The sequence below is a fragment of the Pseudomonas sp. 2VD genome, assembly GCF_005503585.1.
GTDB lineage: Bacteria > Pseudomonadota > Gammaproteobacteria > Pseudomonadales > Pseudomonadaceae > Pseudomonas > Pseudomonas aeruginosa.
Genome location: NZ_SCND01000181.1, coordinates 1 through 11,883 on the forward strand (window position 1 = coordinate 1; position 11,883 = coordinate 11,883).

An 11,883-nucleotide genomic window follows, 5' to 3' on the forward strand; every position below is an offset into this window, starting at 1 on the left:
GTGCATGGCTTCCGGCGCCAGGCGCCGGAAGCCATGCACCGCACTATTCAGGCTGAGTCCGGCGCGATTGACCGCCTCGAACTCGCTGCGCAGGAGAAAATGCACGTCGTGACCGGCATGCGCCAGCATCAATCCATAGAAGCCGCCGATGGCTCCCGTACCGATGACGCCGATCCGTTGCTGCTTTGAATCCATCAGGGCAACTCCTCAGGTAAAGCGGTCGACCCCGCCAGCACCGCACCCCGCAAGGCTTCCTGGTGCAGCGGAACGTTCAGTGCGCCATGGAAGCGGCCGTCGCGGACCATGAACAGGGCCGGCAGGTGAAAGACGCCGTAGCGTTCCACCAGGCCGCCATTGCGGCCGGCGTCCACCCAGCACAGGCGCTCGATGGGCAGGTCCATCGCGGGGAGATGGCGCCGGGCCCAGCGGCACGACGCGCAGCCTTCGCTGGTGAATACCAACAGCGAAACCCCTTCCAGGGCAAGCAACTGCCGGTCGGCGTCCAGATCGGTGAGTTCCAGGGACGGCACGCTGCTGACCTCGATAGAAAGGAAGAAATGGGGCCCGACCATCATCCGTGTGCTTCGGCTCCTGCGATAGCGCTGGCGCCCTCCTCGGCCAGCGGATACGCGCAAGGCGCGCCCCTCCGCAGCACCTGCACAATATCGTCCGCGGCGGCCTCGCCTGCAACTCCGCTGGCAGCCTTGGCCCGGAGCAACGAAGAAAACGTGCGCAGAGCGGGGAAAACACCGGCGAACCGCGTCCCGCCCATTGTCTAGGCCCGGCCCGACACGTTAAGGTTCGTCTCCCCGTTTGCGAACTTCATGCCTGCGCCCTTTCGCAGGGGGCCTCCCGGCGGCCGGCGCCCGTGACCTGATTGAGTACCACGATGGCTGATTTACAGATCGACGACCTTAACGTTGCCTCCAACGAGACCCTGATCACGCCGGAGCAGCTCAAGCGTGAAATTCCCCTGACCGACAAGGCGCTGCAGACCGTGGCCCATGGTCGCCAGGTGGTGCGCGACATTCTGGATGGCAAGGACCACCGTCTGTTCGTGGTGATCGGCCCCTGCTCCATCCACGACATCAAGGCCGCCCACGAATACGCCGACCGCCTCAAGGCGCTCGCGGCCGAAGTGGCAGATACGCTGTTCCTGGTGATGCGCGTGTACTTCGAGAAGCCGCGTACCACGGTGGGCTGGAAAGGCCTGATCAACGATCCGTACCTGGACGACTCGTTCAAGATCCAGGATGGCCTGCACATCGGTCGCCAACTGCTCCGCGACCTCGCCGAGAAAGGCTTGCCCACCGCCACCGAAGCGCTCGACCCGATTTCCCCGCAGTACCTGCAGGACCTGATCAGTTGGTCGGCGATCGGCGCCCGTACCACCGAATCGCAGACCCACCGCGAGATGGCCTCCGGCCTGTCTTCCGCGGTCGGCTTCAAGAACGGCACCGATGGCAGCCTGACCGTGGCGATCAATGCCCTGCAGTCGGTCTCCAGCCCGCATCGCTTCCTCGGCATCAACCAGCAGGGCGGCGTATCCATCGTGACCACCAAGGGCAACCGCTACGGTCACGTGGTGTTGCGCGGCGGCAACGGCAAGCCGAACTACGATTCGGTCAGCGTCGCGCTCTGCGAGCAGGACCTGAACAAGGCGAAAATCCCGCTGAACATCATGGTCGACTGCAGCCACGCCAACTCCAACAAGGACCCGGCCCTGCAACCGCTGGTGATGGACAACGTCAGCAACCAGATCGTCGAAGGCAACAACTCGATCGTCGGCCTGATGGTGGAAAGCCACCTGGGCTGGGGCAGCCAGCCGATTCCGAAGGATCTCGACCAACTTCAGTACGGCGTCTCCATCACCGACGCCTGCATCGACTGGGCGACCACCGAGAAGAGCATCCGCAGCATGCACGCCAAGCTCAAGGACGTGCTGCCGAAACGCCAGCGCGGCTGAGCGAGGCGGAAACGAAAACGCCGGGCTGATGCCCGGCGTTTTCATTGCGCGCCTGCTCAGGCGGCCGGATCGGCCTGACGCTGGCGACGCTCGATGTAACGCTCCACGTAGGAGCAGGACGGGATCACGCTGTAGCCCATGCGGTCGGCGTACTGCAGGGCGTGCTCGGTCAACGCAGCGGCGATACCGCGACCACGCAGCGAATCCGGTACGAAGGTCCGGTAGATATCCAGCGTCTGCTTGCCCAGGTCCATATAGGCCAGATAGGCACGATGGCCATCCACCGTCGTCTCGAATTGATGGCCGCCCACGTCATGATGGATGGACAGGGACTCGCTCACTTTGGATCTCCTCAACGGGTTCGTAACCCGACCCGCGCCTGATTGATAGGTTCCTCGCGAGGAAGCCCCCGCGTACCGGCCTCCAGCGGACCGCCGGAGACCTTCGTCCGTTCTCGTCCCGGGGGCGGATCGCGCCTGGCGGACATCCTCGAAACGGCTGGCCTGCACCGCATGCAAGGCCGGACTAACGATAGGGCCCATATTGCTGTCTTCCCCGGTCAGACTCAACCGTTTCTTCTGGCAGGAACGCGCAGGCGTCGCTGGAGCCCTGGCCGGGAGGCCGCGCAAGCGCAATCGCGCATGACCCGCGGGTCAGCCAAAGCGCTTTACGCCGACGGCGGCCATCAGTAAGGTCTGCGCCACTCCACCAAAAGGAATCCTGCCATGAGCGAGTTGATCAGCTACCAGTTCGAAGACGGCATCGCCACCCTGACCCTCAACAACGGCAAGGTGAACGCCATCTCCCCGGCGGTGATCGACGCCTTCAACCAGGCTCTCGACCAGGCCTTGCAGGACAAGGCCGTGGTCATCGTCACCGGCCAGCCGGGCATCCTCTCCGGTGGCTACGACCTGAAGGTCATGACCTCCGGCCCGGAGAATGCCGTCAACCTGGTCGCTGCCGGCTCGACCCTGGCTCGCCGCCTGCTCTCCCATCCCTACCCGGTGATCGTCGCCTGCCCCGGGCACGCGGTAGCCAAGGGCGCCTTCCTGCTGCTCTCGGCCGACTACCGGATCGGCGTCGACGGGCCGTTCCAGATCGGCCTGAACGAAGTCGCCATCGGCATGACCATGCACCATGTCGGCATCGAACTGGCCCGCGATCGCCTGCGCAAGTCGGCGTTCACCCGCTCGGTCATCAATGCCGAGATGTTCAGTCCGGCCGCTGCGGTGGATGCCGGCTTCCTCGACACCCTGGTCAGCGCCGACCAGTTGCAGGAAAGCGCGCGTGCGGCGGCCCAGCAGTTGAAGAAACTCAACATGACCGCGCACCGCAATACCAAGCTCAAGGTGCGCAAGGCACTGCTGGAAACCCTCGACCAGGCGATCGAGCTGGACAAGAAGCACCTGGGCTAAGGCCCGCTCCAGCGAAAGCCCGGTTGATACCGGGCTTTTTTGCGCCCAATAATTACTTATTACGCAAAGGTAACTCTCCAGAACTGCTATTTTTAAAAAATTATTACGAATTATCCTGATGACATTCCCAAGGAAAACCGGAGGTCATCATGAAACGCAATGTCTTCGCCGCCATTCTCCTCGGCATGGCTACCACCCTCGCAGTGCAAGCCAGCTTCGCCGACGAATCCAGCCTGATGGAAAACCGCATGGTCCAACTGAACCAGCACGCCATCGAGCAGGCCCAGCAGCAACAGGCCACGGCGCCAACCGCGAGCGACACCGATGCGCAGGGTTGAACGCCGCCTGCCAGGAACGTTTTTCTTTTCCCCGCAACCCTGAAAAGCCCGGCTCACGCCGGGCTTTTCGTTCAGGCCAGCTTTTCCTCGGCCGCCACGCCCTTGCGATAGACCTCGTAGAGAATCACCGGGATCTCCAGGTCGCCCAGGTGGCGAACCACCAGCGGCTTGACCTCGGACCAGTCCAGCCCGCCCACTCCCGTCGCCACGCAGGGCAGAGCCAGGCTGCTCACCCCTTCGCTGCGCACATAGCGGGCCAGCTCGCGCAGGGCATGGCCGACATCCTCCAGGCTCGCCTTGCCCGGCTTGGCGCTACGACCGCTGTGCAGCATGCCCTGGGTGATCAGGTTGACGATGCACTGGGTCTTGCCCTGCTCGTCGACCCCGGCCCAGACCCAGATGCCGCCCGGCTCGGGCGCCCTGGCATGGGCGGCATGCCGGTAGTCGCGAACCATCGACGGCCAGCGTTCGCGCAAGGCGAGGGCCAGGCCGCTGTCGAAATGGTCCTGGGGCGCGATGCCGTGGGCGATCACCTGGGCCCCGGAAAGCAGAATGTCACCTTCAACTTCACGAATCATGAGCGTTTCCTTCTTGGCTTCGGGACAGGCGCTTCGTGCGCCGCCCTGCATCTTTCACCGTACGCCTTGCCCGCCGGCGCCAGTTGATGCGTATCAAGAACGGCCGGTCCCATCCGCTACGGGCCGACTAGACTGCATGCGAGGGAACCTTGGAGGCGCCTCGCCTCTCCATTGGATTCCAGCCTCGTGCCGTCTCATCCATGACAAGGAAACAACCGCCATGCCGAAATGGATTGCACTTTGCCTGATCCCGCTGTTGGCAAGCTGCGCCACCTGCCGCCAGGACAGCGACAGGGAAAAACTGCTGTACGAGAACGACATGCTGCAGGCGAAACTGATCATCGTCGCCAACGACCGCGATCGCCTGCCGCTGGCCCAGGCCCTGCTGGAGCGCGCGGCGCGCGACGACCGCAGCGGCGAGGCGGACTTCTACCAGGCCGTGCTGATCGCTCGCCGCGACGGCCAGGCCAGCGATTGCGAGCGCATCACCCGCCTCCTCGAACGTTCCGCCGAGCGACGCTACCCGCTGGCCAACGCGATGCTCTACAAGATCTACGCCGAGCCCTTCCTGTTGCCGCGCGCTGATATTCCCAAGGCCGAGACCTATCGCCAGGCCTACGCCGAGCTGCCGGTCGCGCGCAGCGGCTACCCCTCCTTCGAGCGAGCCCGGCAGGTGGTCGATCGCCTGCTCGCGCCGACTTCGTCCTGATCCATCGGGCCCGAACCCGGGCCCCGCAACCCGTACCGGTCGTTCGGCCAAAGCATCATTTCTGTCGATAGTTAATAGCGCGACAATTCGTTATCCAATCGAATTCTTCTCCGCGATCCTATGCCCATCCGAGGTATCGATCACGGAAGCCGCCATGAAACGTCGCAGCCCACGCCATTACGCCCGCAACACCGCCCTGGCCACCCTGGGTCTGTACGCCATCCTCATGCTGGTCGTGCTGAGCCTCGTCGCCGGCGCCGAAAGCGCCAGGAACGCCACACCGGACAACGACACCGCCACGACCTTCTCCAACCAGATCGGCCAGGCCCTGCCAGGCCTGCTCTCGGGGTTGAACAGTCGACGCGCCGGTTGAACGCCGGCTTCTTTCCCGGGAAACAGCATGAGAAGGCAAACACGGAAATTCTGGATCGTCGCCGCCCTGGCGATATTGACCAATGGCTACTCGCTACTCGGCCTCGCCCAAGGCTCGGCAGGCGCACTGGCGCGCACCATCGAATGCAACCAGGCGATGGTCCGCGCGCTGGCGGCCAACCTGGCGCTGAAGCTGCAGAGCGGCACCCCGCCGGCACGCCCGCAGCGCTGGATCCCGGAGCGCTTCATCCTCGACTGCCCGGCCTGAAACGAAAACGCCGCCAACCCCGGGAGGCTGGCGGCGCTCGCATGGCGCGGGGCCGGCTCAGGCGCCGGTCGGCTGGCGCGCGACGAAACGCATCATCCATTCGGCGACGACGGTGCCCTGGTGATCCCTCGCCAGGCTATCGACCCCCTTGCGATAGAGTTCCTCGCCCAGGTGCTGCTGGCGCAGTTCGAGCAGTTCGCGGGAATAGTCGTGGACGAACTCGGGATGCCCCTGGAAGCACAGCACCTGGTCGCCGATGGCGTAGGCGGCATAGGGACAGAAGTCGCTGGAAGCGATCACCCGCGCGTTTTCCGGCAGCCGGGTGACCTGGTCCTGGTGGCTGATCAACAGGGTCAGGTCCGGCAGCGCCGGGCTCATCCAGTCGGCCCGTTCGTTCAACTGGTACTGGTGGATGCCCATGCCCCAGCCCTGGCTGGCGCGCTCGGCCTTGCCACCGAGCAGCAGGGCCAGCAACTGGTGGCCGAAACACACGCCGAGGAGCTTGTCGCCGCGCTCGTAGCGGTCCAGGAGGAAGGTCTTCAGGGTCTGGATCCACGGGTCGGGACCGAAGGAGTCGGCCTTGCTGCCGGTCACCAGGTAGGCGTCGAAGCGCTCGTCGTCCGCCGGATAGCGCCCCTCCACCACGTTGTAGATGACGAATTCGGCGGCGATCGGTTGCTTGGCGAACAGTTGCTGGAACATCCGGCCGTAGCCTTCGTAGCGCTCGATCAGCTCGGGACGAAGGATATCGGTTTCCAGGATACAGATGCGGAGCGACATAAAGACTCTCTGAAGAAGTGGGGTTATTGTCGTTTTCGTTTGATTTAATTAACACAGGAGCGCGGGCAAGGGAACCGTCGCCCTGGCCTCGAAAGGAATATCCGGACGATTCGCCAAAAAACAAGCATCCGGCAGAAAGATTCCCGAGACGCCCAGCCGTAAAGAAATCTGCACAGGAGACGGAAGGACTCCCCATGCCCGGAACCGCCACGTAAACTGGCGGTTTTCCCGCGAGGCACACGCCATGTTGCTCAAGGCAGTACGTAACGGACTGGGTCAGGCGATTATCCTCGCCGACTTCGTCAGCCGCCCCCGCAAGCTGCAGCGCAGCGCCGAGGCCCAGGCCGAGGTCGAGCGGGCGCTGCGGAACCTGTCGCTCTACCAGTTCCGCGCCTGTCCGTTCTGCGTGAAGACACGCCGCGCCATGCACCGGCTGAACCTGCCGATGCAACTCAAGGACGCCATGAACGATCCGCAGGCCCGCCAGGCTTTGCTGGAAGGCGGCGGCAAGGTCAAGGTGCCGTGCCTGCGCATCGAGGAAAACGGCCAGGTGCGCTGGATGTACGAATCCAGCGAGATCATCGCCTATCTGGAAGGCCGTTTCGCCAACGCCTGAGCGGCCGATCAACGGCCCCCGGCCGAATCCAGGGGCAGCCGATGGATCAGGAAATGCGCCGGCAGCTCGCCCTCGCGCCCCGGCAACAGGCGATGGCGAATGCGTGACTCGCTGACATAGGCGCAACCCTGTCCGGTGACGGTCAGGTTGACCGGCGACTCCAGGCCCTCGCGTATCACTTCGATGCCGCGCCGCCCTGGAGCGAGGGGCTCGGCGATCCGCAGCACCTTGCCGGCGCCGCTGCGGATGGCGTTCTCCAGCACGATCAGTGAGCCGTCCGGAGCCAGCGCCATGCCATCCGGATTCTCCAGCGTTCGGGGCAGCTCCATCTCGCGCAGCCGCGGACGCGTGGCGACCCCTTCGACGACATGGATCGCCCCGCTACCGAAGTTGCCGACCAGCAGGGTGTCGTCGTCCACCCGGACGATGCCCGCCGCGCCCAGCCCGCCGGGGCCGGCCAGGCGGCTGTCGCGCAGCAACACCTGGAACGCCGGTTCCCCGGGCCGCAGCCGCATCAGGCTGCCATCCCGGGTTTCGCTCAGGTAGACCGTTCCGTCCGGCGCCACCGCGAGATCGTTGCCCATCCCGTCGCCGGGCAGGGTCAGATATCGGCGCACGGCACCGTTCGCGAGATCCAGGGCGAACACCCCATGCGGCCGGCGCCGGCCAGCGGGTAGGAAGTCCGGCGAATTGCCCCAGAGCAGGCCACGCGACTCGTCCAGCCGCAGCGCGGTGGCAGCGAAGATCGCCGGGCTGCCGGCGAAGAAGGTTTCCCACTCGCCCCCGGGAGGCTTGCGCAGGATGCGCCCGCTGGTGACCAGGCCGACGTACAGCGTTCCATCGGCGGCATGGGCGATGCCGTTGGGATACCGGGCCCCCGCTGGCAGGACGATGCTCGTCGCGGCGCAGGACGGCTCGCGCTCGCCAGGCGCACGGGCGAAAACCGGCAAGACGGTCGCCGATACCATGGATACCAGCAGCAACACGGAAGCCTGTCGTCTCATCATGCTTTCTCCGTCGATGTGCGCCCTACCAGCGCGGGGTCCGGGCGCGCGCCGTGAGCGGCGCCTCCAGCGTGGCGCACTCCTCTTCGGCGAGGTCCAGCGTCAGCGCCGCGAGGGCATCCTTGAGGTGATGCGGCCTGGACAGGCCGACGATCGGCGCCGCGACACCGTTCCGGCCAAGCAGCCAGGCCAGGGCGAGTTGCGCCGGTGGAAGCCCGCGGGCTGCGGCGATTTTCTCCAACGCGCCGAGGGTCGACTCGACCTCCTCCCTGCCGCCGTACCAGCGCGGGGCCTGTTCGTCCGTCCGGGTCCGCAGCGTGCCGGCGCTTCGCGCTCCGGCCAGCAGCCCACGCGCCAGCGGCGACCAGGGCGTCAACGCGATCCCCTCTTCCCGGCACAGCGGCACGAGGTCCTCCTCGTCCTCGCGAACGATCAGGTTGTACTGGCTCTGCATCGAGATGAATTGCGCCAGGCCGTGGTGGCGCTGGAAGGCGAGCATCTTCATGAAGCGCCAGGCCGGCATCGACGAGGCGCCGAGGTAACTGACCTTGCCGACACGCACCAGGCTGTCGAGGGTTTCGCAGGTTTCCTCGATCGGGGTGTCCGGATCGAAGCGATGGATCACGAAGAGATCCAGGTAGTCCGTACCCAACCGCCGCAGCGAGGCATCCACGCTGGCAAGCAGGTGCTTGCGCGACAAGCCGCAGGCGTTGGGCCTGTCGCTCATGGGAAAGAACGCCTTGGTGGCGATTACCAGGTCCTCGCGCTGCGCGAAGTCCCTGAGCGCGCGCCCGAGGATCCGCTCGCTCTCGCCGGTGGAATAGATATCGGCACTGTCGAAGAAGTCGATCCCGGCTTCCAGCGCCTCGCGAATGAACGGACGCGCCCGTTCCTCGTCCAGCACCCACGGACGCCACGCCGGATCGCCATAGGTCATGCACCCCAGGCAGAGTCGGGAGACTTTCAGGCCGCTGTTGCCAAGACGGACATGCTGCATCGTACGACCTCGTCGGAAGGCTCTGAAAAGAGCGGTTTCCCCGGCCCAGCCTGTTCATGAGCCAGGTTTCCCGACGATGCTATATTGCTGCCGAATAGCTAACTATCCTGGAAAAATTTCTTTCATTGATCGAGTTATTTTAATAATCCAATGAAGAAGCCCGATCTCGCCGGTCTCGCCGCCTTCGTCGCCATCGCTCGCGAACGCAGTTTCCGCCGCGCCGCCGCCACCCTCGGCGTAACCCCGCCGACGCTCAGCCACACCCTGCGCGAACTGGAAACCCAGCTCGGCATCCGCCTGCTCAACCGCACCACTCGCAACGTCTCGCCGACCGAGGCCGGTGAGCACCTGCTGGCGCACCTGGACCCGGCGTTCGAAGACATCGCCGCCGCGCTGGACAGCCTTAACCGCTTTCGCGAAACGCCTCACGGCCTGGTACGAATCAACGCACCGCGAAACGCCATCGGTCTCGTCCTCGCACCACGTTTCGGCGAACTGGCCCGCGACTATCCCGGCATCACCCTGGAAGTGGTGGCGGACGAAGGTTTCGCCAATATCGTCGAAGCCGGTTTCGACGCCGGCATCCGCCTCGGCGAAGACCTCCAGCACGGCATGCGCGCCGTGCGGGTCGGCCCGGACCTGCGCTTGGCCATCGTCGCGACCCCGGCCTACTTCCGACGGCAAGGCAGGCCGGGTAGCCCGGAGGAACTGCTCGGCCACCGTTGCATCGGCTGGCGCAAGGTGTCTTCCGGAGAGCTGTACAAATGGCAATTCAGCAAGGGCACGAAAGCGCTTTCGGTGGCCGTGAGCGGACCGCTGGTCCTCGACGACCCGCGCCTGATGCTACAGGCGGCGCTGGCCGATGTCGGGATTGCCTTCGCCATCGAGGAGGAAGTCGCCGAGCACCTCGCCGCCGGCCGCCTGGAACGGGTCCTGGCGGATTGGTGCGCCCCCTTTCCCGGTTTCCATCTCTATTATCCAAACCGCCGCAACCACCCGGCGGCGTTGAGCGCCGTGATCGACCTGCTGCGCTACCCCGGCGAGGAACACCCAGGTCCCGCGTAGGCACATCGGCGGAAGCGCCCGTGGCAGCCTGGAGGCAAGCATGGAGGCTGGCCCGTACCGACGCACGGCGTAGGGCGTAGGGCGCATAACCGCATCGCGGTTATCCGCCGAATCTCGGCATATCGGCGGATAGCGCCTGTGGCGCTATTCGCCCTACCAATGGCGGCTGGAGGCAAGGGCCTGTACCGACGCGCGGCGTAGGGCGCATAACCGCATCGCGGTTATCCGCCAAACCTCGGCATATCGGCGGATAGCGCCCATGGCGCTATTCGCCCTACCCGTGGCGGCCTGGCTGGCAAGAACCAGGGGATACCGGGGTGGCGTCATCCGCCGCGGTACGCGACCACGAGAAAGCCGGCCCGAAGGTCGGCTCTCCGTGCGACGCCAGGACTCAGAACAGCTCGCCCTTCGCCGCCTTCTCCAGCAACAGCGCCGGCGGCTCGAAGCGCTCGCCGTACTGTTCGACCAGGTATTGGGCGCGGGCGATGAAGTCCTTCAGGCCGTACTGGTTGATGAACTGCAAGGCGCCCCCGCTCCAGGCGGCGAAACCGATACCGAAGATCGAGCCGATGTTCGCGTCGGCGGTGGAGTGCAATACCCCCTCCTCCACGCAACGCACGGTCTCGATGGCCTGGATGAACAGCAGGCGGTCGCGTACGTCCTCGGCGGATATTTGCGCATCGGGCTTCTCGAAGCGGCTCTTGAGTTCCGCCCAGAGATGTTTCCTGCCGTTCGCCGGGTAGTCGTAGAAGCCGGCGCCGGCCGCCTTGCCCGGGCGCTTGTACTCATTGACCATCAGGTCGATCACGGCGAACGCGGGGTGCGTCGGCAGAGCCTTGCCCTCGGCCTCGAGGTCGCGGGCGGTCTGGTTGCGGATGTGGGTCATCAGGCTCAGCGAGACTTCGTCGGAAATCGCCAGCGGCCCCACCGGCATACCGGCCTGGCGCGCCTGGTTGTCGATCATCGCGGCGCTCACGCCTTCGCCGAGCATGGCGATGCCTTCGTTGGTGAAGGTGCCGAATACCCGCGAGGTGAAGAAGCCGCGGCTGTCGTTGACCACGATCGGCGTTTTCTTGATCTGCAGCACGTAGTCGAAACCGCGTGCCAGGGTTTCGTCGCTGGTCTTTTCGCCACGGATGATCTCCACCAGCGGCATCTTGTCCACCGGGCTGAAGAAGTGCAGGCCGATGAACTTCTCCGGCCGCGCCACCGCCTGGGCCAGACCGGTGATCGGCAGGGTCGAGGTATTGGACGCCACCACCGCATCGGCCAGGGCATGTTTCTCGGCCTCGGCGGTGACCTTGCCTTTCAGCGCGCGGTCCTCGAAGACCGCCTCGATGATCAGGTCGCAGCCTTCGAAGTCGGCTTCGCTGACGCTCGGCACGATCCGCGCGAGGAAGGCGTCGCGCTTCTCGGCGGACAGGTGCCCGCGCGCAACTTTCTTGTCCAGCAGCCTGGCCGAATAAGCCTTGCCCTTCTCCGCCGCTTCCAGCGAGACGTCCTTGAGCACCACCTCGATGCCGGCCGCCGCCGATACGTAGGCGATGCCCGCGCCCATCATCCCGGCGCCGAGCACGCCGACCTTTTTCGTCGCCCGCACCGGATACCCCTGCGGCCGCGACTTGCCGGCGTTGATCTCGTTGAGCTGGAACCAGAAGGTGCCGATCATGTTCTTCGCCACCTGGCCGGTGGTCAGCTCGGTGAAATAGCGCGCCTCGATCAGTTGCGCGGTGTCGAAATCGACCTGGGCGCCCTCCACCGCCGCGCACATGATC

The 11,883-nt window shown here is 65.2% G+C and carries 16 protein-coding genes; 8 read left to right on the forward strand and 8 right to left on the reverse strand.

Translation table 11 applies throughout. The features are described 5' to 3' along the window. Window positions 1-195, reverse strand: a 195-nt coding sequence (locus FFS27_RS19215) for a 2-dehydropantoate 2-reductase N-terminal domain-containing protein (RefSeq protein WP_272483170.1), incomplete at its 3' end; no start/stop codon positions are given. After that, window positions 195-572 (reverse strand): thioredoxin family protein, encoded by a 378-nt coding sequence (locus FFS27_RS19220; protein ID WP_003120319.1) that lies wholly within the window; start codon window positions 570-572, stop codon window positions 195-197. The genes FFS27_RS19215 and FFS27_RS19220, both read right to left, overlap by 1 nt. A 317-nt stretch (window positions 573-889) precedes the next feature. Here FFS27_RS19220 and FFS27_RS19230 point away from each other — a divergent pair, with 317 nt between their 5' ends. Continuing rightward, the gene (locus tag FFS27_RS19230) at window positions 890-1,966 is read left to right on the forward strand and encodes a 3-deoxy-7-phosphoheptulonate synthase (protein WP_003087765.1); all 1,077 of its coding nucleotides are present in this window, start codon (window positions 890-892) and stop codon (window positions 1,964-1,966) included. 56 nt (window positions 1,967-2,022) lie between these two features. On the opposite strand, the gene FFS27_RS33300 is transcribed toward FFS27_RS19230, so the two are convergent. After that, window positions 2,023-2,307, reverse strand: coding sequence for a GNAT family N-acetyltransferase (locus FFS27_RS33300; RefSeq protein WP_003087762.1), 285 nt, complete (start codon window positions 2,305-2,307; stop codon window positions 2,023-2,025). A gap of 384 nt (window positions 2,308-2,691) precedes the next feature. Between FFS27_RS33300 and FFS27_RS19240 the strand changes: the two genes are divergently transcribed. Continuing rightward, window positions 2,692-3,381 carry a crotonase/enoyl-CoA hydratase family protein gene (locus tag FFS27_RS19240; RefSeq protein WP_003087759.1) on the forward strand — a complete coding sequence of 230 codons (690 nt, stop codon included), beginning with the start codon at window positions 2,692-2,694 and terminating at the stop codon, window positions 3,379-3,381. A gap of 149 nt (window positions 3,382-3,530) precedes the next feature. Continuing rightward, entirely contained in the window at window positions 3,531-3,719 is a 189-nt protein-coding gene (locus tag FFS27_RS19245) for a hypothetical protein (protein ID WP_003087758.1), read from the forward strand. Between the two features lie 71 nt (window positions 3,720-3,790). Here the strand turns inward: FFS27_RS19245 and FFS27_RS19250 are convergent, their stop codons facing one another. After that, entirely contained in the window at window positions 3,791-4,297 is a 507-nt protein-coding gene (locus FFS27_RS19250) for a macro domain-containing protein (RefSeq protein WP_003087757.1), read from the reverse strand. A 220-nt stretch (window positions 4,298-4,517) separates the two neighbouring features. Between FFS27_RS19250 and FFS27_RS19255 the strand changes: the two genes are divergently transcribed. From FFS27_RS19255 to FFS27_RS19265, 3 genes are all read left to right on the forward strand, one after another. After that, window positions 4,518-5,006, forward strand: coding sequence for a hypothetical protein (locus tag FFS27_RS19255; protein ID WP_003087756.1), 489 nt, complete (start codon window positions 4,518-4,520; stop codon window positions 5,004-5,006). Window positions 5,007-5,160: 154 nt separating this feature from the next. Then, window positions 5,161-5,379: a hypothetical protein gene (locus tag FFS27_RS19260; RefSeq protein WP_003098091.1), complete on the forward strand. Its 219-nt coding sequence runs from the start codon at window positions 5,161-5,163 to the stop codon at window positions 5,377-5,379. A gap of 27 nt (window positions 5,380-5,406) precedes the next feature. Then, window positions 5,407-5,646 carry a hypothetical protein gene (locus tag FFS27_RS19265; RefSeq protein ID WP_003087754.1) on the forward strand — a complete coding sequence of 80 codons (240 nt, stop codon included), beginning with the start codon at window positions 5,407-5,409 and terminating at the stop codon, window positions 5,644-5,646. 57 nt (window positions 5,647-5,703) lie between these two features. On the opposite strand, the gene FFS27_RS19270 is transcribed toward FFS27_RS19265, so the two are convergent. Continuing rightward, window positions 5,704-6,426 carry an amidotransferase gene (locus tag FFS27_RS19270; RefSeq protein ID WP_003087753.1) on the reverse strand — a complete coding sequence of 241 codons (723 nt, stop codon included), beginning with the start codon at window positions 6,424-6,426 and terminating at the stop codon, window positions 5,704-5,706. 244 nt (window positions 6,427-6,670) lie between these two features. On the opposite strand from FFS27_RS19270, the gene FFS27_RS19275 reads away from it, so the two are divergent. Continuing rightward, window positions 6,671-7,042 carry a glutaredoxin family protein gene (locus FFS27_RS19275; RefSeq protein ID WP_003087752.1) on the forward strand — a complete coding sequence of 124 codons (372 nt, stop codon included), beginning with the start codon at window positions 6,671-6,673 and terminating at the stop codon, window positions 7,040-7,042. 8 nt (window positions 7,043-7,050) lie between these two features. Here FFS27_RS19275 and FFS27_RS19280 read toward each other — a convergent pair whose 3' ends face one another. Together FFS27_RS19280 and FFS27_RS19285 are read right to left on the reverse strand one after the other, a co-directional pair. Further along, on the reverse strand, window positions 7,051-8,049 hold the full coding sequence (locus FFS27_RS19280; RefSeq protein WP_021264596.1) for an SMP-30/gluconolactonase/LRE family protein: 999 nt from the start codon (window positions 8,047-8,049) through the stop codon (window positions 7,051-7,053). Between the two features lie 22 nt (window positions 8,050-8,071). Then, on the reverse strand, window positions 8,072-9,043 hold the full coding sequence (locus FFS27_RS19285; protein WP_021264595.1) for an aldo/keto reductase: 972 nt from the start codon (window positions 9,041-9,043) through the stop codon (window positions 8,072-8,074). Between the two features lie 150 nt (window positions 9,044-9,193). Between FFS27_RS19285 and FFS27_RS19290 the strand changes: the two genes are divergently transcribed. Next, complete coding sequence (locus FFS27_RS19290; RefSeq protein WP_003087749.1) at window positions 9,194-10,108, forward strand: LysR family transcriptional regulator; 915 nt, start codon at window positions 9,194-9,196, stop codon at window positions 10,106-10,108. A gap of 391 nt (window positions 10,109-10,499) precedes the next feature. Here the strand turns inward: FFS27_RS19290 and FFS27_RS19295 are convergent. Then, window positions 10,500-11,883 (reverse strand): 3-hydroxyacyl-CoA dehydrogenase family protein (locus FFS27_RS19295; RefSeq protein WP_256659549.1); only part of this gene is annotated, 1,384 nt, incomplete at its 5' end.

Coding starts and splice junctions, on each gene's coding strand:
- FFS27_RS19290 (WP_003087749.1), top strand. CDS start 9,194: ATGAAGAAGCCCGATCTCGCCGGTCTCGCCGCCTTCGTCGCCATCGCT.
- FFS27_RS19280 (WP_021264596.1), bottom strand. CDS start 8,049: ATGATGAGACGACAGGCTTCCGTGTTGCTGCTGGTATCCATGGTATCG.
- FFS27_RS19275 (WP_003087752.1), top strand. CDS start 6,671: ATGTTGCTCAAGGCAGTACGTAACGGACTGGGTCAGGCGATTATCCTC.
- FFS27_RS19230 (WP_003087765.1), top strand. CDS start 890: ATGGCTGATTTACAGATCGACGACCTTAACGTTGCCTCCAACGAGACC.
- FFS27_RS19250 (WP_003087757.1), bottom strand. CDS start 4,297: ATGATTCGTGAAGTTGAAGGTGACATTCTGCTTTCCGGGGCCCAGGTG.
- FFS27_RS19260 (WP_003098091.1), top strand. CDS start 5,161: ATGAAACGTCGCAGCCCACGCCATTACGCCCGCAACACCGCCCTGGCC.
- FFS27_RS19285 (WP_021264595.1), bottom strand. CDS start 9,043: ATGCAGCATGTCCGTCTTGGCAACAGCGGCCTGAAAGTCTCCCGACTC.
- FFS27_RS19270 (WP_003087753.1), bottom strand. CDS start 6,426: ATGTCGCTCCGCATCTGTATCCTGGAAACCGATATCCTTCGTCCCGAG.
- FFS27_RS19255 (WP_003087756.1), top strand. CDS start 4,518: ATGCCGAAATGGATTGCACTTTGCCTGATCCCGCTGTTGGCAAGCTGC.
- FFS27_RS19220 (WP_003120319.1), bottom strand. CDS start 572: ATGGTCGGGCCCCATTTCTTCCTTTCTATCGAGGTCAGCAGCGTGCCG.
- FFS27_RS19245 (WP_003087758.1), top strand. CDS start 3,531: ATGAAACGCAATGTCTTCGCCGCCATTCTCCTCGGCATGGCTACCACC.
- FFS27_RS19240 (WP_003087759.1), top strand. CDS start 2,692: ATGAGCGAGTTGATCAGCTACCAGTTCGAAGACGGCATCGCCACCCTG.
- FFS27_RS19265 (WP_003087754.1), top strand. CDS start 5,407: ATGAGAAGGCAAACACGGAAATTCTGGATCGTCGCCGCCCTGGCGATA.